Source organism: Streptococcus sp. GMD3S (genome assembly GCF_000298695.2).
Taxonomy (GTDB): Bacteria; Bacillota; Bacilli; order Lactobacillales; family Streptococcaceae; genus Streptococcus.
In genome coordinates, this window is sequence record NZ_AJRC02000012.1 from 1 (window position 1) to 24542 (window position 24542).

The following is a 24542-nucleotide window of genomic DNA, read 5'->3' on the forward strand; positions in this document are numbered from 1 at the left end:
AGAAAAATCAGTCGAAAAGACCCAAGGAGCTATTGAAAATCTGGGACGCTTGCTCCAAATCCCGACCCCAGTCCGTATCGAGTCCTTTGATAACTCTAATATCATGGGAACCAGTCCTGTTTCAGCTATGGTGGTCTTTGTCAATGGCAAACCGAGTAAAAAAGACTACCGAAAGTACAAGATAAAAACGGTTGTTGGCCCAGATGACTATGCTAGTATGCGAGAGGTTATTCGCAGACGTTATGGCCGAGTTCAACGTGATGGTTTAACCCCGCCAGATTTGATTGTGATTGATGGGGGACAAGGTCAAGTCAATATCGCAAAGCAAGTCATCCAAGAAGAGCTAGGTTTGGATATCCCAATTGCAGGTCTGCAAAAGAATGACAAGCACCAAACCCATGAACTGCTCTTTGGAGATCCACTGGAAGTGGTGGAGTTGTCTCGCAATTCTCAAGAATTCTTTCTCCTCCAACGCATCCAGGATGAGGTGCACCGCTTTGCTATCACCTTCCACCGCCAACTGCGCTCAAAAAATTCCTTTTCTTCACAACTGGATGGGATTGACGGTCTGGGACCTAAACGCAAACAGAATCTCATGAAGCATTTTAAATCTCTCACTAAAATCAAGGAAGCTAGTGTGGATGAAATTGTCGAAGTGGGTGTGCCAAGAGCAGTCGCAGAAGATGTGAAAAGAAAGTTGAACCCTCAGGAAGAAGTGGAATTGGCTCAAGTGGCGGAAGAAAGAGTGGACTACCAAACAAAAGGAGATTATGATGAACCATAAAATCGCAATTTTATCAGATATTCATGGAAATGTGACTGCCTTAGAAGCAGTGATTGCAGATGCTAAAGCACAAGGAGTCAGTGAATACTGGCTCATGGGAGACATTTTCCTCCCTGGTCCAGGTGCAAATGACTTGGTCGCTCTGTTAAAGGAACTTTCTATCACTACAAGTGTTCGAGGCAATTGGGATGATTGTGTCCTTGAGGCTTTAGATGGGCAATATGGCTTGGAAGACCCACAGGAAGTCCAGCTCTTGCGTATGACGCAGTATTTGATGGATCGAATGGATCCTGCAACGATTGACTGGCTACGAAGCTTACCTATGCTAGAAAAGAGAGAAGTTGACGGACTGCGTTTTTCTCTTTCTCATAATTTGCCAAATAAGAACTATGGTGGTGACTTGCTAGTTGAGAATGATACAGAGAAATTTGACCAACTCCTAGATGATGAAGTTGATGTGGCAGTCTATGGTCATGTTCACAAGCAGTTGCTTCGTTATGGCAGTCAAGGGCAACAAATCATCAATCCAGGGTCGATTGGCATGCCCTATTTTAATTGGGAGGCGTTAAAAAATCACCGTGCTCAGTATGCTGTGATAGAAGTAGAATATGGGGAATTAGTAAACATTCTATTCCGAAAAGTTGCTTATGACTATGAAGCAGAGTTAGAATTGGCCAAGTCCAAGGGGCTTCCTTTTATCGAAATGTATGAAGAACTACGCCGAGATGACAACTATCGGGGGCACAATCTAGAACTCTTAGCTAGTTTAATTGAAAAGCATGGGTATGTTGAGGATGTGAAGAAATTTTTGGAGGCTATAAAGTCAGAATATAAGGTAGACTAGTTTCTTAAAACCCCTGAAAATTAGTTGGAACTGGATGAGGAAAAATCTGATTTTAATGATAAGTTTAAATCCAGGACTTCATCCGTGTTCCAATTTCTTTCTATGAAAAATCTCTGCAAGCTCTTTCAAAATATGGTAGAATGGATGCAGTAGAATTAGAAAAGGAAATCGATTATGAAATTTCTTGAATTAAATAAAAAACGTCATGCGACTAAGCATTTTACTGATAAACCGGTAGATCCCAAAGATGTGCGTACGGCTATCGAAATCGCAACCTTGGCCCCAAGTGCCCACAACAGCCAGCCATGGAAGTTTGTGGTTGTTCGTGAGAAAAATGCTGAATTGGCAAAATTGGCTTATGGTTCGAACTTTGAGCAGGTATCAGCAGCACCTGTAACCATTGCCTTGTTTACCGACACAGATTTGGCTAAACGTGCTCGTAAGATTGCCCGAGTTGGCGGCGCTAATAACTTCTCTGAAGAGCAACTTCAATATTTTATGAAGAATCTGCCAGCTGAATTTGCGCGTTACAGTGAACAACAAGTCAGCGACTACCTAGCCCTCAATGCAGGTTTGGTTGCCATGAACTTGGTTCTTGCTCTGACAGACCAAGGAATCGGTTCTAACATTATTCTTGGATTTGACAAATCAAAAGCCAACGAAGTTTTGGACATTGAAGACCGATTCCGTCCAGAACTCTTGATCACAGTTGGATACACAGATGAGAAATTGGAACCAAGCTACCGCTTGCCAGTAGATGAAATTATCGAGAAGAGATAGGAAGAAAAAATGACAGTTATTGATTTTACAGCAGAAGTAGAAAAACGCAAAGAAGACCTCTTGGCTGACTTGTTTAGCCTTTTGGAAATCAACTCAGAACGTGATGACAGCAAAGCCGATGCTGAGCATCCATTTGGACCTGGTCCAGTAAAAGCCTTGGAAAAATTCCTTGAAATCGCAGACCGTGATGGCTATCCAACTAAAAATGTTGATAACTACGCAGGACATTTTGAGTTTGGTGAAGGAGAAGAAGTTCTCGGAATCTTTGCTCACATGGACGTGGTGCCAGCTGGTAGCGGTTGGGACACGGACCCTTATACACCAACTATCAAAGACGGTCGCCTTTATGCGCGTGGAGCTTCAGACGACAAGGGGCCTACAACAGCTTGTTACTATGGTTTGAAAATCATCAAAGAATTGGGGCTTCCAACTTCTAAAAAAGTTCGTTTCATCGTCGGAACAGATGAAGAATCAGGCTGGGCAGACATGGACTACTACTTTGAACATGTAGGACTTGCGAAACCAGACTTCGGTTTCTCTCCAGATGCTGAATTCCCTATCATCAATGGTGAAAAAGGGAATATCACAGAATATCTCCATTTTGCAGGTGAAAATACTGGTGCAGCTCGCCTTCACAGCTTCACAGGTGGTTTGCGTGAAAACATGGTACCTGAATCAGCAACAGCAGTTGTTTCAGGTGACTTGGCTGACTTGCAAGCTAAACTAGATGCTTTTGTTACAGAACACAAACTCAGAGGAGAACTCCAAGAAGAAAACGGCCAGTACAAGGTGACTGTGATTGGTAAATCAGCTCATGGTGCTATGCCTGCATCAGGTGTCAATGGTGCGACCTACCTTGCCCTTTTCCTCAGCCAGTTTGACTTTGCAGGACCTGCAAAAGACTACCTTAACATCGCTGGTAAGATTCTTTTGAACGACCATGAGGGTACAAATCTCAAGGTTGCTCATGTAGATGAAAAGATGGGTGCCCTTTCTATGAATGCCGGTGTCTTCCGCTTTGATGAAACAAGTGCTGACAATACGATTGCCCTCAACTTCCGTTATCCAAAAGGAACAAGTCCAGAGCAAATCAAGTCAATCCTTGAAAACTTGCAAGTGGCTTCAGTTAGTCTTTCTGAACACGGCCATACCCCTCACTATGTGCCAATGGAAGATCCGCTTGTGCAAACCTTGTTGAATGTCTATGAAAAACAAACTGGTCTCCAAGGTCACGAGCAAGTCATCGGTGGTGGTACCTTTGGTCGCTTGCTGGAACGTGGGGTTGCCTACGGTGCTATGTTCCCAGACTCAATCGATACCATGCATCAAGCCAATGAATTTATCGCCTTGGACGATCTCTTCCGAGCAGCAGCAATCTATGCTGAGGCTATCTATGAATTGATCAAATAAAACGATAGAAGTCTGAGATGTTATGCTTGGACTTCTTTTTGGAGGGAAAACAGATGTCTCAAATCGAAAGAATCAAGCAAGCCATTATGGCGGATCCACAGAATATCAGCTATACAGAACGCGGAATCGAACCTCTCTTTGCGGCGCCAAAAACTGCCCGCATCAATATTGTCGGTCAAGCTCCGGGGTTTAAAACGCAAGAAGCTGGGATTTATTGGAAGGATAAGAGCGGCGATCGCTTGCGTGAGTGGCTAGGTGTAGATGAAGATACCTTTTACAATTCGGGCTTGTTTGCAGTTATTCCCATGGACTTTTATTTCCCAGGACATGGAAAATCGGGCGACCTTCCCCCCCGTAAAGGCTTTGCCGAAAAATGGCACCCACAACTCTTGCAAGAATTGCCCAATATCCAATTAACTCTCTTGATTGGGCAATATGCCCAAGCCTATTATTTACATGAGAAAGTTAGTGGCAAGGTGACAGAACGGGTAAAACATTACCAGAACTACTTACCAACCTATTTTCCTCTAGTTCACCCTTCTCCTCGTAATCAAATTTGGATGGCTAAGAATCCTTGGTTTGAGTCAGAAGTGATGCCCGATTTGAAAAAAAGAATTCAAAAGATTCTTGGAGAAACAAAATGAAAGAAATTACTTTTAACGATTTTTACCAGCTTTACCAGAATAGTTCACTTTCTGTGCTGGACGTGAGAGAAGTAGATGAGTTTGAGTCTCTTCATTTAGAAGGTGCTCGTAATTTACCTCTCAGTCAATTGGCTGATACTTATGAACAACTAGACAAAGACCAGCTTTACTACGTGATTTGTAAATCTGGGATGAGGTCAGCACGTGCTTGTCAATTTCTAGCTGAACAAGGTTATGACGTTATCAATGTCCAAGGCGGAATGACGGTCTTTGAAAATCTTTAAACCTATATGGCGATAGATCCTAGTCTTCCCTTGCTCGGTTCCAACTGAGTGAGGGATTTTGTTTTTAGATAATTCTTATTTTTAAAAATATTGAAAACATTCAATGATTAATTTTGGATACTTTTTTCAGAGTCTTAATCATGGTATACTAGGTCAGTATTTTAGAAATATGAAGGAGATTTTTATGGCTAAAAAAGGTGCCCTAACAGGCTTGCTCCTGTTTGGAATATTTTTTGGTGCGGGGAACTTGATTTTTCCGCCTTCTCTAGGTGCCCTATCTGGAGAACAGTTTCTTCCTGCCATCGCAGGTTTTGTATTTTCGGGTGTTGGGATTGCTGTCCTAACGCTCATCATCGGAACGCTCAATCCTAAAGGATACATTCACGAGATTTCTAAGAAAATCTCACCTTGGTTTGCGACACTTTATCTTGCAGTCCTCTATCTATCGATTGGCCCCTTCTTTGCCATTCCACGTACAGCAACAACAGCTTACGAAGTTGGGATTAGTCCCCTCTTGTCTGAAGCAAATAAAGGCCTAGGATTGATTATCTTTACCGTGCTTTACTTTGCCGCAGCCTATCTGATTTCACTCAATCCATCAAAGATTTTGGACCGTATCGGACGAATCTTGACACCAGTCTTTGCTTTGTTGATCGTTATCTTGGTTGTACTAGGTGCCTTCAAATACGGTGGAACAAGTCCTCAAACTGCGTCAGCTGCTTATCAAGCTTCTGCCTTTGGTACAGGTTTCCTAGAAGGTTATAATACCTTGGATGCTCTTGCTTCAGTGGCCTTTAGTGTGATTGCTGTTCAAACCTTGAAACAACTTGGATTTTCAAGTAAGAAAGAATACATCTCAACTATTTGGGTTGTTGGTATTGTGGTAGCTCTTGCCTTTAGCGCTCTCTACATCGGTTTAGGATTCCTTGGAAATCATTTCCCAGTACCAGCAGAAGTGATGAAGGGTGGAACACCAGGCGTTTATATCTTGTCACAAGCAACTCAGGAAATCTTTGGTTCAACAGCTCAGCTCTTTCTTGCTGTTATGGTAACTGTAACCTGTTTCACAACGACAGTTGGCTTGATTGTGTCGACAGCAGAGTTCTTTAACGGACGTTTCCCACAAATCAGTTACAAGGTCTATGCAACTGCCTTTACCTTGATTGGGTTTGCTATTGCTAATCTTGGCCTTGATGCAATCATTAAGTACTCAGTGCCAGTACTTGTAATCTTGTACCCAATCACCATCTCCATTGTGATGATCGTGATTGTGAATAAGTTTGTACCCTTATCAAAACCGGGCATGCAGTTAACCATTAGCCTTGTTACAGCTATTGCTCTTGCAAGCGTTCTTGGAAGTTCCTTTAAGATTGAGTTTCTTGAAAATCTGATTAATGCCCTTCCGTTTGCGTCAGCCTCTCTTCCATGGCTAGTGCCAGCTATTATCGGAATCTTGCTTTCGCTGGTTCTACCAAACAAACAAGAGAGTGATGTTTTTGAGATGGAATAAAAAAATTCTTGGTCAACGACCAAGAATTTTTTGTATAAGCACGACTCGTTAGTTGGTTTGTTCAGTATAACCAGCCTCTTTAAGCATTTTTCTAGTTTTTAGGAAACTTACACGGCTTCCAGAGCCAGAAACTTCATTTGGCATTGCTTTTTTCATCTCTTCGAGATTCACAACAGTCATGTCAACCTCCATGCTATGGATGACTTTTCCATCTTTGAATTCGATATTTTGTGTAATGCCTTTAAGTCCTTCCTCCTTTTTATAAGTTTTCACGATAAGTTCTTTAATCTCTTCTGCTGACTTGTCCAGTATTTCAGGGTCAAAAACATTATAGACTTCTTGTTTTACAACATCATCCCCCTTAACAGTGTATGTCAAGGTAGAAGTTCTTCCGGGATTGCTATTGTGAACAAATGTGTGGGTTTCTGTCTCATCTTTCTTTTCAGATGATTGTTGGCTGCTTTGTTTGGTCTCGCTTGACTGAGTTGTTGTGTCTTCTTTGGTACTGCTGCTAGCAGGTGTAGATGCTTGTTTGGAGCATCCGAGCAGGAGGACAAGTGAAGCCACTAGGGCTAGTGAAGTTTTAACAAGAGTTTTCATAAAATTTCCTTTCATAATCAAAGTATTTTGTATTATAACATGATTCTACTACAAAATCAACTAGACCTCCCCTCTCATCTGATTTGACATGACAATGAACAGAAACTAGTCTGACGATTAAAGTTTTGTCTCTATCTGTTTCAAAAATTTTTTATCGTATGGATTGAAAAGTGGGAAGTTTTAAATGCACTTTTTATGGGATTTGGAGGAATCTATCGGACTCATCAGTTAGGAATATAGTAAAATACCCCAAGAGTCAGAGTTGTGTCTAACTTTTGGGGTGGACCTACACTAGTCTATATGAAATTTTGGGAGATTAGTTCGTCTTTTCTGTGAATCCCATTTTTTCCAGTGCTTTTTTAGAATTTGAGAAACTGACACGATTACCGATACCAGAATATTCTTCAGGAAGTGCTTTTCTAAGTTCGCTAATGCTTGCAACTGAGAAATCAACTTCTAGATCTTGAACAACTTTACCATCTTTGATTTCAATCGTTTGTTTAACACCTTTGAGTCCATTATAACCTTTGTACTTTTCTTCGATAAAACTCTTGACATCTTCTGGAGTTGCACCAAGGATTTCAGGATCAGCAATGTTATTAGCTGATTGCTTGATAACATTGTCCCCTTCTACAGTATAAATCAAGGTAGAAGTGATTCCAGAATTGCTTTTGTTTACAAAGGTATGTGTTTTAGTTGTTTCTTTCTTTTCAGATGATTGTTGACTGCTTTGTTTAGTCTCGTTTGACTGAGTTGTTGTGTCTTCTTTGGTACTGCTGCTAGCAGTAGTTGATGCTTGTTTGGAACATCCGAGCAGGAGGACAAGTGAAGCCACAAGGGCTAGTGATACTTTAAAGTATGATTTCATATCTATTACTTTCCTTTCATAATCAAAGTATTTGTATTATAACATGGATCTATAGTGAAAGCAACTAAACACAGTTTTTCTCCTTTTGAGAAGGAGTCTGACTAGAAAAATGTTATAATGGTAGGAAAGAGGTGAAGAAATGAATCAAACTGTAAACTATATCAAAGAATTAACTGCTATTGCATCTCCAACGGGCTTTACTCGTGAGATTTCAGACTACCTAGTCCATACTTTAGAAGAGCTTGGTTACCAGCCTATTCGAACTGCTAAGGGTGGTGTCAATGTTACTATTAAAGGTCAAAATGATGACCAACACCGCTATGTGACTGCCCATGTGGATACGCTGGGTGCTATTGTCCGTGCTGTCAAACCGGATGGCCGTCTCAAATTGGATCGTATCGGTGGTTTCCCTTGGAACATGATTGAGGGAGAGAACTGTACGGTTCATGTGGCTAGTACAGGTAAAACGGTATCTGGAACTATCCTCATCCACCAGACATCTTGCCATGTCTACAAGGATGCAGGAACTGCTGAACGTACTCAGGACAATATGGAAGTGCGTTTGGATGCAAAAGTAACCAATGAAAAAGAAACCCGCGCCTTGGGTATTGAGGTTGGAGACTTTATTAGTTTCGATCCGCGAACAGTTGTGACAGAAACTGGTTTTATCAAGTCTCGACACTTGGATGACAAGGTCAGCGCAGCAATTTTGCTCAATCTTCTTCGTATTTACAAGGAAGAGGGGATTGAATTGCCAGTAACAACTCATTTTGCTTTTTCAGTCTTCGAAGAGGTGGGTCACGGTGCCAACTCCAATATTCCAGCTCAGGTAGTGGAATATCTAGCTGTAGATATGGGAGCTATGGGCGATGACCAACAGACGGATGAGTACACAGTATCTATCTGTGTCAAGGATGCTTCTGGTCCTTATCACTATGACTTCCGTCAACACTTAGTAGCTTTGGCGAAAGAGCAAGATATTCCATTTAAGCTGGATATCTATCCATTTTATGGATCGGACGCTTCAGCAGCTATGTCAGCAGGAGCAGAGGTCAAACACGCCCTCCTTGGAGCTGGTATTGAATCCAGTCACTCTTACGAACGAACACACATTGATTCGGTCGTGGCGACTGAGCGTATGGTAGACGCCTATCTCAAGAGCACCTTGGTGGAGTAAAGGGGCGATAAAGTATTATGTTTGAAATGCTGAAACAATTAGCAACGCCTGCTATAATAACGGGGTTAGTTTCGGGTTTGTATGCTTATTTCCAAAAGAAAAAAGAGGAATATCGTAAGTATGTGTATGAAAATAAACAAGAAAACTTTAAAGAACTAGTTGTTTATGCCGATGAACTGGTAGATAAAGGAATTACTAATCCAGATTTAGAAAAACTACTTTTTAAAATTTCTCAAAACATTAATCCGTATGGACGAAAAATAAAAACTTTTGGAAAATATCAGTGGATAGAAGATGATGGATATATATGGTATCAAATAGAAATTATAGAGAAAAAACTTGCTTCTCAAATACTTCAAATAGAGGATTTAAAAGAACTAGCTCATCGGATACAAATTGCTAAACGATTACTAGATATAAAAGTAGAAAAAAATATTCCGCTTATAAGTTCAGCTAAAATATGGTTTTATTTATTTCAGTATGCGATGTTATTACTTCAGCTATTTTTCATTTACTTTGGGTATCAGAGTTTTATAGAACAACCTACTGGACCCTCTTTGTTATTGGCTTATTTGCTGCTTGTTGTAATTTTAATTTTTTTACTCCCAGAATTTAGTGTTGATGAAAGTGATGATGGAAGATCTGGAATATTTATTACAGTGTGCCTTTTCTATATTGTCGCAGTTGATACTGTAATATCGTATTATTTGTATAAAAATTTATCTATTGTTCTTATTGTTGGAATAGTTTCACTTTGTTTAAGTATTGGTGTAATATTTTTAAAAGCTATTATCTTCGGAGAAAGTGAAATTGGTAAGGTATCTACAATTTATATCGAAGAATATAGAAAACTACAGGGACCTAAGTTAAGTAAGAGACGCTTTATAGATAATTTTACAGTTATTCCATTTTTTAATAAGATTCAAAAATTATTTCACAAAGATAAGAGGGAGGGGAATGATGACCTATGAACACCGACTTTTTGACCTTAATCACATCCTTCTCGACTTTGAAGCAGTGGATATCCGAGGGGTAAATAAAGCAGGGATTGACAGTGAGTGATTTAATCCCTATGTGCTTGAGAATGCAAGTATAGCTAATCCCGAGCTGTCAGGCTCAAGATATTTTGAACTTATTAGAGTTGAAAGGAGAGACTCATGTGTCTTATTTGTGAGCGGATAGACCTAATTAAAGCGGGGAAAAATCCCTACTTTGTAAAAGAACTAGAAACAGGCTATGTTGTTATTGGGGATCACCAATACTTTAAGGGCTATACCTTATTTCTGGCAAAAGAACATATAACAGAACTCCACCATATGGAGACTTCTGAAAAACTGCGTTTTCTAGAGGAAATGAGTTTAGTCCAAGAAGCAGTCGCCAAAGCGTTTAAAGCTGAAAAGATGAACATCGAACTTCTAGGAAATGGAGATGCCCACGCTCACTGGCACCTCTTTCCAAGACGGTCAGGTGATATGAAGGGGCATGGGCTTAATGGCCGTGGTCCAGTCTGGTGGGTGCCCTGGGAAGAAATGGCGTCAGAAGATTGCCAAGTGAAATCCCATGAGTTGGAACAAATGATTAAAGCCTTATCCGATGAATTAGAGAAGCACATGGCCTAAGAGAGGAAGAAAAAATGAAAAAAAGATACATCGTTTTATCAGGTTTGCTAGCAGTAACCCTAGCAGCATGTTCTCAAGAAAAACCTAAAAATGAAGAAAACACTCAAAAAACGGAACAAACTAGTCAACCTGAAGGAACTGTAGGGAGCAAATCCCAAGCCTCTAGTCAGAAGAAGGCAGAAGTTGTCAATAAGGGAGACTACTATAGTATTCAAGGGAAGTACGATGAAATCGTCATAGCTAATAAGCACTATCCTTTGTCAAAAGACTATAATCCAGGAGAAAATCCAACAGCTAAAGCAGAGTTGCTGAAACTCATTGCAGCAATGCAAGCAGCGGGCTACCCAATCAGCGATCACTACAGTGGTTTTAGAAGTTATGAAACTCAAACCAAACTTTATCAAGACTATGTGAATCAAGATGGTAAGGAAGCTGCTGATCGCTACTCAGCTCGCCCAGGTTATAGTGAACACCAAACAGGTCTTGCTTTTGACCTTATTGGGACAGATGGTGATTTAGTTACTGAAGAAAAGGCAGCCCAGTGGCTCTTGGATCATGCGGCTGACTTTGGCTTTGTTGTTCGCTATCTCAAAGGCAAGGAAAAAGAGACTGGCTACATGGCGGAAGAATGGCATCTTCGCTACGTCGGAAAAGAGGCCAAAGAAATTGCTGCAAGTGGTCTCAGTTTAGAAGAGTACTATGGCTTTGAAGGCGGCGATTACGTCGATTAAAAACGAAAGTTTTCTCTTGCATTTTTAGATAAATAGTGTATAATGGAAAAGTATGTGTAAAGCATACTTGTGGGAGGTAAAAATCTCTAATTACCGCCAAAACCACAAAGGAGGATTTAAAAATGGCTAAAAAAGTCGAAAAACTTGTAAAATTGCAAATCCCTGCTGGTAAAGCTACACCAGCTCCACCAGTTGGACCTGCTCTTGGTCAAGCTGGTATCAACATCATGGGATTCACAAAAGAGTTCAACGCTCGTACAGCTGACCAAGCTGGTATGATCATTCCAGTTGTTATCTCAGTATACGAAGACAAATCATTTACTTTCGTTACAAAAACACCACCAGCTGCTGTTCTTTTGAAAAAAGCTGCAGGTGTTGAAAAAGGATCAGGTACACCTAACAAAACTAAAGTTGCTACAGTTACTCGTGCACAAGTACAAGAAATTGCAGAAACTAAGATGCCAGATTTGAACGCAGCAAACATTGAGTCTGCAATGCGTATGATCGAAGGTACTGCTCGTTCTATGGGATTCACTGTTGTTGACTAATCAATAACACCCCCAATATAACCCGCAAGACTTCATCATTTCGAGAAGTGACGTGGGAGATGAAAATCGATTGAACCACTTACAAGGAGAATAGAAAATGGCTAAAAAAAGCAAACAACTTCGTGCTGCTCTTGAAAAAATCGACAGCACAAAAGCATACAGTGTAGAAGAAGCTGTAGCACTTGCAAAAGAAACTAACTTTGCAAAATTTGACGCAACTGTAGAAGTTGCTTACAACTTGAACATCGACGTTAAAAAAGCTGACCAACAAATCCGTGGCGCAATGGTATTGCCAAACGGTACTGGTAAAACTTCACGCGTTCTTGTTTTCGCACGTGGTGCAAAAGCTGAAGAAGCAAAAGCTGCTGGTGCAGACTTTGTTGGTGAAGATGACCTTGTTGCGAAAATCAACGACGGTTGGTTGGACTTCGACGTAGTTATCGCTACACCTGACATGATGGCTCTTGTTGGACGTCTTGGACGTGTCCTTGGACCACGTAACTTGATGCCAAACCCTAAAACTGGTACTGTAACAATGGATGTTGCTAAAGCAGTTGAAGAGTCTAAAGGTGGTAAAATTACTTACCGTGCTGACCGTGCAGGTAACGTTCAAGCAATCATCGGTAAAGTATCATTTGAAGCTGAAAAATTGGTTGAAAACTTCAAAGCTTTCAACGAAACAATCCAAAAAGCAAAACCAGCTACAGCTAAAGGAACTTACGTAACAAACTTGACAATCACAACTACTCAAGGTGTTGGTATCAAGGTTGACGTAAACTCACTTTAATCAGTAGTTTATATCAGAGAACGAGTACGAATGTGCTCGTTTTTTTGATGATAAGTTCATTCCAGGGGAAATAACTCTATTAATAGCCTGATGGGGCAATAGAATAGTGCTTTTCCTCTTCTTCTTTCACAGAAAATGTGGTATAATAGAGAGTAAAAAACTTTGAAAGAAAGAAAAAGATGAATTTAAAAGATTATATCGCAACGATTGAAAATTATCCTAAGGAAGGTATTACCTTCCGTGATATCAGCCCTTTGATGGCAGATGGAAATGCTTATAGCTACGCTGTTCGTGAAATTGTTCAGTATGCAACCGATAAGAAGATCGACATGATCGTGGGCCCAGAGGCTCGCGGCTTTATCGTGGGCTGCCCAGTTGCTTTTGAGTTGGGAATTGGCTTTGCACCTGTTCGTAAACCAGGGAAATTGCCACGTGAAGTCATTTCTGCTGACTATGAGAAAGAGTACGGTATTGATACCTTGACCATGCATGCTGATGCGATTAAGCCAGGTCAACGTGTTCTCATCGTAGATGATCTTTTGGCAACAGGTGGAACTGTCAAAGCAACCATTGAGATGATTGAAAGACTTGGTGGAGTTGTAGCCGGTTGTGCCTTCTTGATTGAGTTGGATGAGCTTAAAGGCCGTGAAAAAATCGGAGATTACGATTACAAGGTACTTATGCATTATTAATGAAAAACAGTCCTTGGGGCTGTTTTCTCTTCATCTGCTATATAAACAAACTATAGCTAGTTAGAGAAAAACTATAATTGAAAACTATATCTTCTTGCAGTATAATAAAAGGACTAAGTGTTTGAGATTTGACTTCAAACACATTCAATTATTTCTAAAAGAGTACAGTTAGGAGAAGGTTATGCCGATTAGAATTGATAAAAAATTGCCAGCTGTGGAGATTTTAAGGACAGAAAATATCTTTGTTATGGACGACCAACGGGCTGCTCATCAGGATATTCGCCCCTTGAAGATTTTGATTTTAAATCTCATGCCTCAAAAGATGGTAACAGAAACGCAACTCTTACGGCATTTGGCCAATACCCCCTTGCAATTAGATATTGATTTCTTATATATGGAAACACATCGTTCCAAGACAACTCGTGCCGAACATATGGAAACCTTCTATAAAACCTTTCCAGAGGTCAAGGATGACTTTTTTGATGGAATGATTATCACAGGAGCACCAGTGGAGCATTTGCCTTTTGAAGAGGTGGACTACTGGGAGGAATTCAAGCAGGTCATCAAATGGTCTAAGACGCATGTTTTTTCAACCCTCCATATCTGTTGGGGAGCACAAGCAGGTCTTTATGTTCGCTATGGCGTTGAAAAGCACCAGATGGATCGGAAACTATCAGGCATTTATCCACAGGATACCTTAAAAGAAGGGCACCTTCTTTTTAGAGGTTTTGATGATCGCTATGTAGCTCCTCATTCTCGTCATACTGAGATTTTAAAAGAAGAAATCTTAAACAAGACCAATCTGGAGATTCTGTCAGAAGGTCCTGAGGTTGGGGTTTCTATCCTAGCTAGTCGAGATTTGCGTGAAATTTATAGTTTTGGTCATTTGGAGTACGATCGTGACACTTTGGCAAGAGAGTATTTTCGTGATTATGAGGCGGGACTCAACCCTCATATCCCAGAGAACTACTTTAAAAATGATGATGTAAATGAGACGCCTTGTCTCTGTTGGTCTTCATCAGCTGCCCTCTTTTTCAGCAATTGGGTAAACTATGCAGTTTATCAAGAAACCCCTTTTGACTGGAGAAAGGTAGAGGATGATGTGGCTGCATTTGGATATCTATAAGAGGAATTATGACATATTTTGACGCTTTTAAATCAGGGAACTTGGTTTTACCAAGTGCCCTGCTCTTGCATTTTAAGGAACTCTTTCCTTCCAGCGAAGATTTTCTCGTCTGGCAATTTTTCTATTTACAAAATACCACAGCCCTAGGAGATGTTTCACCTAGTCAGATTGCTGAAATCATTGGGAAAGAGGTTGCAGATGTCAACCAATCTATTTCAAATTTGACTGAAAATGGTTTGCTACAATATCGAACCATTGAACTAAATGGGGAAATTGAGCTGATTTTTGATGCTAGTTTGGCTTTTGAACGCTTGGATAGCTTACTAGACAGCCAAACTCCAGCTACAACTGCCCCAAACCCGCAGAATCAGTTGAAGGATCTGGTTGAAACTTTTCAGCAGGAGTTGGGACGCTTATTAACACCATTTGAAATCGAAGATCTTTCCAAGACTGTCAAAGAAGACGGAGTTAAGGCGGATTTGATTAAGGAAGCTCTCCGAGAGGCCGTTCTCAATGGCAAGCCAAACTGGAAATATATTCAGGCAATCCTACGAAACTGGCGCCATGAAGGTATTCAGTCTGTGACTCAGGTAGAGGCCAAACGAGCAGAGCGAGAAGTCAACAATCCCAAACAAGTTCAGGCTTCGGCTGATTTCCTCGATGCCATGAATTTGTGGCAAGATTAGTCGCTTGAAAAATCTTGAAAATTAGAGTAAGGTTTGCAAGCTCCTTATAAATATGATAGAATAATAGTGAATAAAATGAAAAAAGAGGTATGTGAAATGTCACGTAAACCATTTATCGCTGGTAACTGGAAAATGAACAAAAATCCAGAAGAAGCAAAAGCATTCGTTGAAGCCGTTGCATCAAAACTTCCTTCATCAGACCTTGTTGAAGCAGGTATCGCAGCTCCAGCTCTTGATTTGACAGCTGTTCTTGCTGCTGCTAAAGGTTCAAACCTTAAAGTTGCTGCTCAAAACTGCTACTTTGAAAATGCAGGTGCTTTCACTGGTGAAACTAGCCCACAAGTTTTGAAAGAAATCGGTACTGACTACGTTGTTATCGGTCACTCAGAACGTCGTGACTACTTCCATGAAACTGACGAAGATATCAACAAAAAAGCAAAAGCAATCTTTGCAAACGGTATGCTTCCAATCATCTGTTGTGGTGAGTCACTTGAAACTTACGAAGCTGGTAAAGCTGCTGAATTCGTAGGTGCTCAAGTATCTGCTGCATTGGCTGGATTGACAGCTGAACAAGTTGCTGCATCCGTTATCGCTTATGAGCCAATCTGGGCTATCGGTACTGGTAAATCAGCTTCACAAGACGATGCACAAAAAATGTGTAAAGTCGTTCGTGACGTTGTAGCTGCAGACTTTGGTCAAGAAGTTGCGGACAAAGTTCGTGTTCAATACGGTGGTTCTGTTAAACCTGAAAACGTTGCTTCATACATGGCTTGCCCAGACGTTGACGGTGCCCTTGTTGGTGGTGCGTCACTTGAAGCTGAAAGCTTCTTGGCATTGCTTGATTTTGTAAAATAATCTCAGTTATTCCAGACAGTCTGCTAAGACTGTCTTTTTTTTAAAGACTGTATATTTTTCTTAAATTATCAGTCAATTACAACTTTTTTAATATGGGTTAATTTTCTTGCTTTTGTCTACTAGGAGTAGTATACTGAGATAGTAATCAATAAATATGGTTGCAAAAATAATATTATGAGGTGATCAATATGGTTGAATTGAAAAAAGAAGCAGTAAAAGACGTAACAACATTATCTAAAACAGCGCCAGTAGCATTGGCAAAAACAAAGGAAGTATTGAACCAAGCAGTAGCGGACTTGTATGTGGCTCACATTGCCCTTCACCAAGTTCACTGGTATATGCGTGGTCGTGGCTTCCTCGTATGGCATCCAAAAATGGATGAATACATGGACAGTCTTGATAGCTATCTTGACGAAATCAGTGAACGTTTGATTACTCTTGGTGGAAAACCTTATTCAACTTTGACAGAATTCCTTCAACACAGTGAAATCGAAGAAGAAGAAGGAGAATTCCGTAACGTTGAAGAAAGCTTGGAACGTGTTCTAGCAATTTATCGCTACCTCATCGCTCTTTTCCAAAAAGCTTTGGATGTAACTGACGAAGAAGGTGATGATGTTACAAACGATATCTTTGTTGGGGCTAAGGCTGAACTTGAGAAAACAGTTTGGATGCTTACAGCAGAACTTGGACAAGCTCCTGGTTTGTAAAATATAGTTGCTACCCCTTTTATCATGAGGCGCTTGATAAGTGCCCATGATCAATCATCTTTTAAAAGTCATGTAACTGTAAAAAGTTGCATGATTTTTTTGTCTGCTGGACTTAGGACACATTGTCAAAAGTAGGATTTTACGGTATAATAGTTGCTGTTCAATAACATATGAATTTTAAAGAATAATTGTTAGTTTAAGGAGGACTTATGAACAACTTACCAAATTGCCCAAAATGTAATTCAGAATATATCTACGAAGACGGAAGTCTCTTGGTCTGCCCAGAGTGTGCCTATGAGTGGAATCCTGCAGAAGTTGCAGAAGTAGAAGAAGGTGTTGTTGCTATCGATGCCAATGGAAATAAATTGGCTGACGGCGATACTGTAACCCTTATCAAAGACTTGAAAGTAAAAGGTGCGCCAAAGGATTTGAAACAAGGAACTCGCGTTAAAAATATCCGTATCGTAGAAGGTGACCACAACATCGACTGTAAGATTGATGGTTTTGGAGCTATGAAACTCAAGTCAGAATTTGTTAAGAAAATCTAGCCATGAAACTGAATTATAAATTTATCTTTTATAGTCGTGTCCTCTTGTTCTTAGCGGCATTTACAGGAGTTTATTTGGAGATTACCAAACACGGTGGCTTTGGTATGCTCCTTTACTATACAGTGTTGTCCAATCTTTTGGTAACGATTTTCACGGGTTATCTGCTCCGTGTGATGAGCCGTTCAGGTGAAAATTGGCAAAGTCCGACCTTGCTTCGTCTCAAGGGTGGTGTTACCATGAGTATCATGATTACCTGTGTGATTTACCATTTTATGCTTGCTCCGATTGCGACAGACTTTTACCGTGTGGAAAATTTCCTTTGCCACTATATCGTTCCACTCTGGTTTTTAGCTGACACCCTCTTCTTTGATAAACGGGGTCAATACAAGATCTGGGATCCAGTCTTATGGACCATCTTGCCCTTGGTTTATATGATTTTTGCCTTGTTTAACGGCCTGGTCTTAAAACTCAATATTCCGAATTCCAAGGACAATCCCTTCCCATATTTCTTTTTAAATGTGAACAAGGGTTGGGACGTGGTTATCAAATGGTGTTTGATCATTTTTGCGGCCTATATGGTTGCAGGCTTCATCTTCTATCTGATCAAGCAAATCAAGCGAAAATAGTCTTCCTATTAGGAAAGTTAGGACGGAGTCTCTAGTTCAATCGGGCTCCTTCTTTTCTTGCCATCTTCCTTTTAAAAGGATAAACAGTGAGAAATATACAGAAAGAAAATTCATGAAACAATATTTAGAACGGGCTAGTATTTTGGCCCTCTCCCTCGTTTTGATTACCTCCTTTTCCATCTCAAGTGCTCTGCCAGCCATGTTTGACTACTATCAAGGCTACCCCAAGGAACAAATCGAGCTCCTGGTCAGTCTCCCTTCTTTTGGAATTATGATCATGCTGGTTTTAAATGGGTTTTTGGAGCGGTTGTTTCCTGAGAGACTTCAGATTAGTCTGGGACTTCTCATCCTTTCTATCGGTGGGACAGCCCCTTTCTGGTATCAGGAGTACAACTTTGTCTTTGCGATGCGGATTTTATTTGGCTTGGGTGTTGGGATGATCAATGCCAAGGCCATTTCCATCATCAGTGAACGCTATCATGGAAAGACACGGATCCAGATGTTGGGTCTTCGCGGATCAGCAGAAGTTGTCGGGGCATCGATTTTGACTCTAGTTGTAGGTCAACTCTTATCCTTGGGATGGACAGTGACCTTCTTGGCCTACAGTGCGGGGTTTTTAGTATTGATCCTTTATCTGCTCTTTGTCCCTTATGGGAAAGAAAAGAAAGAAACAAAGAGAAAAGAGACCGAAACGACTCGTTTGACAGGACAGATGAAAGGCTTAATTTTTCTATTGGCTGTCGAAGCAGCAGTAGTTGTCTGCACCAATACAGCTATCACCATTCGTATTCCTAGTCTGATGGTGGAAAGAGGTCTAGGGGATGCCCAGTTATCGAGCTTGGTTTTAAGTATCATGCAGTTGATTGGTATCTTGGCAGGTGTGAGTTTTTCTTTCTTTATCTCTCTGTTTAAAGAAAGGTTGCTCCTTTGGTCGGGTATCACCTTTGGATTGGGGCAGATTGTGATTGCCTTGTCTCCGTCATTGGGTGTGATGGTAGTTGGAAGTGTTGTGGCAGGTTTTTCCTACAGTGTGGCCTTGACCACTGTCTTTCAGCTTCTTTCTGAAAGAATACCAGCCAAGCTCCTTAATCAGGCAACATCTTTTGCAGTGCTAGGATGTAGCTTTGGGGCCTTTACGACACCTTTTATTCTTGGTGCGATTGGCTTGGTGACTCAAAACGGTATGTTGGTCTTCACCATTTTAGGATGTTGGTTGATTGTCACTTCTATCTTTGTTATGTACGCACTTCAAAAGAGAGCTTAGGATTGGTTTCCTAAGTTTTTCTTTTTGGGAATTTTGTACCCAGACAATTATTGGTTTTTAAACTTGTTTACACTTTTATTTCCTGATAAAATAGAAGTTATGACAAGATATAAAGCAATCATTTCCTATGATGGTTATGCCTTTTCTGGTTTTCAGCGCCAGCCTCATGCGCGGAGCGTTCAAGAGGAAATCGAAAAAACCTTAATGAGACTCAATAAGGGGCAAGCCATCACTGTTCATGGTGCTGGTAGGACGGATAGTGGGGTCCATGCTCTGGGACAGGTTATTCATTTTGATCTGCCCTATCAGATGGATGTGGAAAAACTCCGTTTTGCTCTGGATACCCAGTCACCAGAAGATATCGATGTGATTTCAATTAAGCTTGTGGCGGATGATTTTCATTGCCGTTATGCAAAACATAGCAAGACATATGAGTTTATCGTGGATAGGGGGCGTCCTAAAAATCCGATGCGCCGTCACTATGCTACTCACTTTCCCTATCCCCTCGATGTGGAGCGAATGCAGATAGCTGTCAAGAAATTAGAGGGAACCCATGATTTTACTGGGTTTACAGCATCTGGAACCAGTGTAGAGGACAAGGTTCGGACTATTACAGAAGCCAGCCTTAGTGTTGATGAGACAGGCCAATTTTTGACCTTTACCTTTTCAGGAAATGGTTTCTTGTATAAGCAGATTCGCAATATGGTGGGGACGCTGCTCAAAATAGGAAATAATCGAATGCCAGTTGAGCAGATTGACTTGATTTTGGAGAAGAAGGACAGAAAACTTGCAGGTCCAACGGCTGCACCGAATGGCTTGTATTTAAAGGAGATTCGTTATGAAGAATAATCGTATTTTAGCCCTTTCTGGGAATGATATTTTTAGTGGTGGTGGTTTATCAGCTGATTTGGCTACCTATACCTTAAATGGTCTGCATGGCTTTGTAGCAGTGACTTGTTTGACGGCCTTGACCGAAAAGGGCTTTGAAGTCTTTCCAACTGACGATGCCATTTTTCAACATGAATTGGATAGCTTACGTGATGTCGAGTTTGCAGGAATTAAGATTGGCCTTCTTCCTACTGTCAGTGTGGCTGAGAAGGCCTTGGACTTTATCAAGCAACGTCCAGGAGTGCCTGTGGTATTGGACCCCGTTTTGGTCTGCAAGGAAACGCACGATGTAGCTGTTAGTGAACTCTGTCAAGAGTTGATTCGCTTTTTCCCTCATGTCAGTGTGATTACGCCAAATCTTCCTGAAGCAGAATTATTGGCTGGTCAGGAAATTAAAACATTGGAAGACATGAAAGCTGTAGCGCAGAAATTGCATGATTTAGGAGCGCCAGCAGTTATTATCAAGGGAGGCAATCGCCTCAGTCAGGACAAGGCAGTGGATGTCTTTTATGATGGACAAACTTTCACTGTTCTAGAAAACCCAGTCATTCAAGGCCAAAATGCGGGTGCAGGATGTACCTTTGCCTCAAGCATCGCCAGTCACTTGGTTAAAGGGGATGAACTTTTACCAGCAGTAGAGAGCTCGAAAGCTTTCGTTTACCGTGCTATTGCACAAGCAGATCAATATGGAGTAAGACAATATGAAGCAAACCAAAACAACTAAAATCGCCCTTGTATCCCTCTTAACCGCCCTTTCTGTGGTCCTAGGCTATTACTTGAAAATTGGAACGCCAACAGGAATATTGACTCTCTTGGATGCAGGTATTTTCTTTACTGCCTTTTACTTTGGCAGTAAAGAAGGGGCCGTCGTTGGAGGACTAGCAGCTTTTCTGCTTGACCTTTTATCAGGCTTTCCACAGTGGATGTTCTTTAGCTTGGTAAACCATGGCTTGCAAGGATTTTTTGCAGGTTTTAAAGGGAAATGGCAATGGCTAGGCCTTGTCTTGGCTACTATCGTCATGGTAAGTGGCTACGCTCTGGGCTCAACTCTAATGAATGGCTGGTCAGCAGCCTTGCCAGAAATCCTTCCAAACTTCCTACAAAATACCTTGGGAATGGTTGTGGGATTTGTAGTCTTTCAGAGTGTCAAGAAGATAAAATAAAAAAGTCAGCTTCAATAGCTGACTTTTTGCTTATCTAGGTTTAATCAAAATAAAGCAAATCTTTGCTGGTGCTTGTAAAGAGGTCAAAGCCATCCTTGGTAACAACACCACAGTCTTCGATACGAACGCCGACTTTACCAGGGATATAGATACCTGGTTCAACAGAGAAGCACATGCCTTCTTCGATGACCATGTCGTTTCCTTCCATGATAGAAGGGAATTCGTGGACATCCATACCGATACCGTGACCGAGACGGTGGTTGAAGTACTCTCCGTAACCAGCTTTTTCAATGACTTCGCGAGCAGCGCGATCAACTTCATGTGCAGTCACACCTGGCTTGATAAAGTCAAGAGCAGCTTGTTGGGCTTCCAGAGTCAAGTTGTAGATATCTTTTTTGAATTGATCTGGTTTACCGACAGCGACCGTACGAGTCATATCTGATGCGTAGCCATTGACCATGACACCGAGGTCAAAGAGGAGAAGGGCGTCTTTTTCGACCTTGTTTGCACCAGGAATTCCGTGCGGATTTGCAGCGTTATCGCCAGTCAAGACCATGGTATCAAAACTCATTTCATAGCCTTCACGTTTCATGGCAAAGTCGATTTGGGCAATGATATCTGTCTCTGTCTTATCAAGAGAAATATTGTCAAAACCAACCTTAACAGCCTTATCAGCATAGATACCTGCAACCATCATTTTTTGCACTTCGTCAGCTGATTTGATGAGGCGCATGCGTTGGATGCGAGGAGTGAGGTTTTCAAACTCAGCAGTTTCAAAAACTGTTTTCAAACCATGGTATTTGGTCAAGATGAGATTGTCAAACTCAACAGCGACACGTTTGAAGTCAAGTTGAGGCAAAGCGTTTTTGATTTTTTGCCATGGATTTTCAGAATCCACATAGCCCACAACTGGGAAAGAGACAGTGCTGCTTGCACGCTCAACCTCAAGGGCTGGGACAAAGAGGAGAGGTTCCTGATCCGCTAAAACAAAGAGGAACATTTGGCGTTCATGGGGATCACTGTAAAAGCCAGTGAGGTAATTGATAGTGACGGGGTCAGATACGACAGCGACGTCTAGTTTTTCTGATTCAAGATATGTTAGGATTTGTTGTAATTTAGACATATGCTACCTTCTTTCTACCCCTCTATTTTGGCAAAAAATGAGAGAAAATGCAAGGGAGAAGGGTAAAAGAACAGGCAAAAAGAACTCCGAAAGGATAGCGGAGTTCTTTTATCTAATTTTCCTTAGTTTAAGAAAAGTCAGCCTTGCTTTTCACGTCGCTGTATTCTTCAGCGATTTCTTGACTGAGAATGTCCTCATAAGCAGGGAGTTGGATGTCCTGACCGTATTTTTTCCGGAGGGCAGTAGTAACCAGGCGATAAGCTAGATTGGCATTGCGAGAGAGGATAGGTCCGTGGAAGTAGGAACCAAAGACATTCTTATAATGAACCCCTTCGCCGATTTTTTCTTCGTTATTTCCATTTCCATAGACCACCTGTCCCAGCGGTTTTTGGTCATCTGAGAGGAAGGTACGTCCCTGGTGATTTTCAAAGCCATAGTAGGTTTCATCAAAATCTTCATTGTGAATTTTGATGTCACCGATAAAGCGGTTATTGGTTTGGTTGAGGGTATAGTGGCCCATGACCCCTAGCCCTTCGATGCGTTTCCCTGAAGCTTCAACATAATATTGACCCAATAGTTGGAAACCACCGCAGATAGCGAGAACCACTCCGTCGTTTTGGATGTAGTTGTCAATGCTCTCTTTCTTGGCAGGTAGATCGCCTGCGATGATACTTTGTTCAAAGTCTTGACCACCACCGAAAAAGGCGATATCGTAGTGGTTTTCATCAAAATCATCATGAAGTGAAACGATATCAACTGTTACATGAGCTCCCAGTTTTTCAGCCACATACTTGAGCATGAGGATATTGCCGTTGTCCCCGTAGGTATTCATGAGGTTTCCATAGAGGTGGGCAATGTTGAGCTGATAAGGGTAATTGCCAGCTTTTGAGGAAAGTGAAGTATAAACCATTAGTTCATCTCCTTTCTAACAATCTGACGACTAGCCAGCAGTTCGCGGAATTCCAGCATAGCAGTATAGGTAGCCAGGATATAGGCATGTTTGCAGTCTTGGTTCTCAATGGTTTTGAGAACTTGTTCCAGATTGCTTGTCTCAGTGATTTTCTCAGCTGGATAGCCAGTCACTCGTAGACGGCGTGCGATTTCAGAATGACGAACACCACCAGCATTGATTTCAGGAATGTCCATGTCAGTGATTTGTTCAAAGTCCGCATCCCAGATCCAGCTAGTGTCAATTCCGTCTGCATAGTTGGCATTGAGAAGGACAGATAGACTAAATGGATAAGGGGCTAGTTTGATCATCTCGATAGCTTGGGTCGCACCGACTGGATTTTTAATCAAGACAAGAGTACATTCTTTATCACCGATATGGAAGGTCTCCTGGCGTCCAAAGACAGCACGGCTCTTATCAAATCCTTGCTTGATGAGTTGCGAATCAGCCCCGAGAAAACGGGCGATGGCAACCGCAGCAAGAGCATTGTAAATATTGTAGAGTCCACCGATTTGAATACCGTATTCTTGTCCGTCGATGACAAAGCGAGAACGATTGTTAGTTAACTCAACCAAGTCTGTCAGACGGTAGTCCAAGTCAGGACGTTTACATCCACAGTTTTCGCAAATATAAGCTCCTAAATTAGCATAAGTATTAAGCTCATATTTCAAAATACCTTGACAGTCTGGGCAGAGAATACCTTCAGTATTGTAGTGAGCAAGTTTTGCTGGACCTTTCTCCAAGTCAAAACCAAAATATTGTACAGGATTTGGAATAGCTGGCTTGTAGAAAAGTGGACTGTCACCATTGAGGAGAACTGTAGCCGTAGGCACCTTACGAATGGCATCCAAAATCATGTTATAAGTCGTGTAAATCTCACCATAGCGGTCCATCTGGTCACGGAAAATATTAGTGATGACAAATAAGCTTGGCTGGATATAGTCACAGATACGAGATAGACTAGCCTCGTCAATTTCGAGGACGGCAATGTTTTTCCCAGTTTTAGAGTATTTGGCAGTCAAGAAGGTTGTCGTAATCCCTGTGATCATATTGGCACCGCTTGGATTGGTCAGAACCTGACCATAAACCTCTTTTAAAATGCCGACAGTGAGGGCAGTTGTCAGGGTTTTCCCGTTGGTTCCAGTGACCACGACAATCTCGTAGTTCTTAGCTAAATTTTGTAAAATATCTTTATCAAATTGAAGGGCGAGTTTTCCTGGGAGCGTGCTTCCACGGCCAAGACGGCTCAAGATGAAGTGAGAAGAACGCCCAGCAAGGAGGCCCAAAGTAGTTTTTAATTTCATGTTTCTATTATATCATAAAAGAGGG

General features: G+C 41.3%; 29 protein-coding genes. 24 read left to right on the forward strand and 5 right to left on the reverse strand.

Translation table 11 applies throughout. From position 1 onward, the window contains the following. The 7 genes from GMD3S_RS0206670 to brnQ form a co-directional block, all read left to right on the forward strand. The coding region (locus tag GMD3S_RS0206670) for a helix-hairpin-helix domain-containing protein (RefSeq protein WP_025172966.1) at nt 1-784 on the forward strand (784 nt) is incomplete at its 5' end. Then, on the forward strand, nt 774-1628 hold the full coding sequence (locus GMD3S_RS0206675) for a metallophosphoesterase family protein (protein WP_001015770.1): 855 nt from the start codon (nt 774-776) through the stop codon (nt 1626-1628). The genes GMD3S_RS0206670 and GMD3S_RS0206675, both read left to right, overlap by 11 nt. Before the next feature lie 174 nt (nt 1629-1802). Beyond that, nucleotides 1803-2408 (forward strand): nitroreductase family protein, encoded by a 606-nt coding sequence (locus tag GMD3S_RS0206680; RefSeq protein ID WP_000670151.1) that lies wholly within the window; start codon nt 1803-1805, stop codon nt 2406-2408. Nucleotides 2409-2417: 9 nt separating this feature from the next. After that, nucleotides 2418-3818: a dipeptidase PepV gene (gene pepV / locus GMD3S_RS0206685; protein WP_000215924.1), complete on the forward strand. Its 1401-nt coding sequence runs from the start codon at nt 2418-2420 to the stop codon at nt 3816-3818. A 53-nt stretch (nt 3819-3871) separates the two neighbouring features. Then, nucleotides 3872-4462 carry a uracil-DNA glycosylase family protein gene (locus GMD3S_RS0206690; RefSeq protein ID WP_000078130.1) on the forward strand — a complete coding sequence of 197 codons (591 nt, stop codon included), beginning with the start codon at nt 3872-3874 and terminating at the stop codon, nt 4460-4462. Further along, nucleotides 4459-4746, forward strand: a complete 288-nt coding sequence (locus GMD3S_RS0206695) for a rhodanese-like domain-containing protein (RefSeq protein WP_000659169.1) — start codon at nt 4459-4461, stop codon at nt 4744-4746. Before GMD3S_RS0206690 ends, GMD3S_RS0206695 begins: the two co-directional genes overlap by 4 nt. Nucleotides 4747-4930: 184 nt before the next feature. Further along, nucleotides 4931-6256 (forward strand): branched-chain amino acid transport system II carrier protein, encoded by a 1326-nt coding sequence (gene brnQ, locus GMD3S_RS0206700; protein WP_001074590.1) that lies wholly within the window; start codon nt 4931-4933, stop codon nt 6254-6256. A gap of 48 nt (nt 6257-6304) precedes the next feature. On the opposite strand, the gene GMD3S_RS0206705 is transcribed toward brnQ, so the two are convergent. Both GMD3S_RS0206705 and GMD3S_RS0206710 read right to left on the reverse strand, forming a co-directional pair. Then, nucleotides 6305-6856 (reverse strand): DUF1307 domain-containing protein, encoded by a 552-nt coding sequence (locus GMD3S_RS0206705; protein WP_000855328.1) that lies wholly within the window; start codon nt 6854-6856, stop codon nt 6305-6307. A 316-nt stretch (nt 6857-7172) separates the two neighbouring features. Further along, complete coding sequence (locus tag GMD3S_RS0206710; RefSeq protein ID WP_000844333.1) at nt 7173-7724, reverse strand: DUF1307 domain-containing protein; 552 nt, start codon at nt 7722-7724, stop codon at nt 7173-7175. Nucleotides 7725-7863: 139 nt separating this feature from the next. Here GMD3S_RS0206710 and GMD3S_RS0206715 point away from each other — a divergent pair, with 139 nt between their 5' ends. From GMD3S_RS0206715 to GMD3S_RS0206800, 17 genes are all read left to right on the forward strand, one after another. Beyond that, nucleotides 7864-8901, forward strand: coding sequence for a M42 family metallopeptidase (locus GMD3S_RS0206715; RefSeq protein WP_001077273.1), 1038 nt, complete (start codon nt 7864-7866; stop codon nt 8899-8901). Between the two features lie 17 nt (nt 8902-8918). Beyond that, entirely contained in the window at nt 8919-9872 is a 954-nt protein-coding gene (locus tag GMD3S_RS0206720) for a hypothetical protein (RefSeq protein WP_000462603.1), read from the forward strand. Between the two features lie 186 nt (nt 9873-10058). Further along, a complete protein-coding gene (locus GMD3S_RS0206730) occupies nt 10059-10520 on the forward strand; it encodes an HIT family protein (protein WP_000335584.1) in 462 nt (153 codons plus the stop codon). A gap of 14 nt (nt 10521-10534) precedes the next feature. Further along, a complete protein-coding gene (gene ldcB, locus GMD3S_RS0206735) occupies nt 10535-11251 on the forward strand; it encodes an LD-carboxypeptidase LdcB/DacB (RefSeq protein ID WP_000747738.1) in 717 nt (238 codons plus the stop codon). A gap of 122 nt (nt 11252-11373) precedes the next feature. After that, nucleotides 11374-11799, forward strand: a complete 426-nt coding sequence (rplK, locus tag GMD3S_RS0206740; protein ID WP_001085808.1) for a 50S ribosomal protein L11 — start codon at nt 11374-11376, stop codon at nt 11797-11799. 97 nt (nt 11800-11896) lie between these two features. Then, complete coding sequence (gene rplA, locus GMD3S_RS0206745; RefSeq protein WP_001085675.1) at nt 11897-12586, forward strand: 50S ribosomal protein L1; 690 nt, start codon at nt 11897-11899, stop codon at nt 12584-12586. Between the two features lie 179 nt (nt 12587-12765). Then, the gene (locus GMD3S_RS0206750) at nt 12766-13278 is read left to right on the forward strand and encodes an adenine phosphoribosyltransferase (protein ID WP_001049316.1); all 513 of its coding nucleotides are present in this window, start codon (nt 12766-12768) and stop codon (nt 13276-13278) included. A 181-nt stretch (nt 13279-13459) separates the two neighbouring features. Beyond that, entirely contained in the window at nt 13460-14404 is a 945-nt protein-coding gene (gene metA / locus GMD3S_RS0206755) for a homoserine O-acetyltransferase MetA (RefSeq protein ID WP_001122733.1), read from the forward strand. A gap of 8 nt (nt 14405-14412) precedes the next feature. Continuing rightward, nucleotides 14413-15090 (forward strand): DnaD domain-containing protein, encoded by a 678-nt coding sequence (locus GMD3S_RS0206760; RefSeq protein WP_000220746.1) that lies wholly within the window; start codon nt 14413-14415, stop codon nt 15088-15090. Between the two features lie 96 nt (nt 15091-15186). Next, nucleotides 15187-15945: a triose-phosphate isomerase gene (gene tpiA, locus GMD3S_RS0206765; protein WP_000087891.1), complete on the forward strand. Its 759-nt coding sequence runs from the start codon at nt 15187-15189 to the stop codon at nt 15943-15945. Between the two features lie 188 nt (nt 15946-16133). Further along, nucleotides 16134-16652: a Dps family protein gene (locus tag GMD3S_RS0206770; protein ID WP_000229895.1), complete on the forward strand. Its 519-nt coding sequence runs from the start codon at nt 16134-16136 to the stop codon at nt 16650-16652. Nucleotides 16653-16861: 209 nt separating this feature from the next. Beyond that, nucleotides 16862-17200, forward strand: a complete 339-nt coding sequence (locus GMD3S_RS0206775) for a zinc ribbon domain-containing protein YjdM (RefSeq protein ID WP_001061581.1) — start codon at nt 16862-16864, stop codon at nt 17198-17200. Between the two features lie 2 nt (nt 17201-17202). Further along, nucleotides 17203-17826 (forward strand): Pr6Pr family membrane protein, encoded by a 624-nt coding sequence (locus GMD3S_RS0206780; protein ID WP_000775204.1) that lies wholly within the window; start codon nt 17203-17205, stop codon nt 17824-17826. A 112-nt stretch (nt 17827-17938) separates the two neighbouring features. Continuing rightward, a complete protein-coding gene (locus tag GMD3S_RS0206785) occupies nt 17939-19090 on the forward strand; it encodes an MFS transporter (protein WP_000816261.1) in 1152 nt (383 codons plus the stop codon). Nucleotides 19091-19189: 99 nt separating this feature from the next. Then, a complete protein-coding gene (gene truA / locus GMD3S_RS0206790) occupies nt 19190-19939 on the forward strand; it encodes a tRNA pseudouridine(38-40) synthase TruA (RefSeq protein WP_000199159.1) in 750 nt (249 codons plus the stop codon). Next, nucleotides 19929-20702, forward strand: a complete 774-nt coding sequence (locus GMD3S_RS0206795) for a bifunctional hydroxymethylpyrimidine kinase/phosphomethylpyrimidine kinase (protein ID WP_000794752.1) — start codon at nt 19929-19931, stop codon at nt 20700-20702. The genes truA and GMD3S_RS0206795 overlap by 11 nt, the downstream gene beginning before the upstream one ends. Next, a complete protein-coding gene (locus GMD3S_RS0206800; protein ID WP_000814995.1) occupies nt 20680-21141 on the forward strand; it encodes an ECF transporter S component in 462 nt (153 codons plus the stop codon). Before GMD3S_RS0206795 ends, GMD3S_RS0206800 begins: the two co-directional genes overlap by 23 nt. A 40-nt stretch (nt 21142-21181) precedes the next feature. Here the strand turns inward: GMD3S_RS0206800 and GMD3S_RS0206805 are convergent, their stop codons facing one another. The 3 genes from GMD3S_RS0206805 to murT form a co-directional block, all read right to left on the reverse strand. Continuing rightward, nucleotides 21182-22264: a M24 family metallopeptidase gene (locus tag GMD3S_RS0206805; protein WP_000040916.1), complete on the reverse strand. Its 1083-nt coding sequence runs from the start codon at nt 22262-22264 to the stop codon at nt 21182-21184. Nucleotides 22265-22391: 127 nt separating this feature from the next. Then, entirely contained in the window at nt 22392-23174 is a 783-nt protein-coding gene (gatD, locus tag GMD3S_RS0206810; protein ID WP_000263169.1) for a lipid II isoglutaminyl synthase subunit GatD, read from the reverse strand. Then, nucleotides 23174-24517 (reverse strand): lipid II isoglutaminyl synthase subunit MurT, encoded by a 1344-nt coding sequence (gene murT, locus GMD3S_RS0206815; RefSeq protein ID WP_000770019.1) that lies wholly within the window; start codon nt 24515-24517, stop codon nt 23174-23176. The genes gatD and murT overlap by 1 nt, the downstream gene beginning before the upstream one ends. Nucleotides 24518-24542 lie beyond the last annotated feature (25 nt).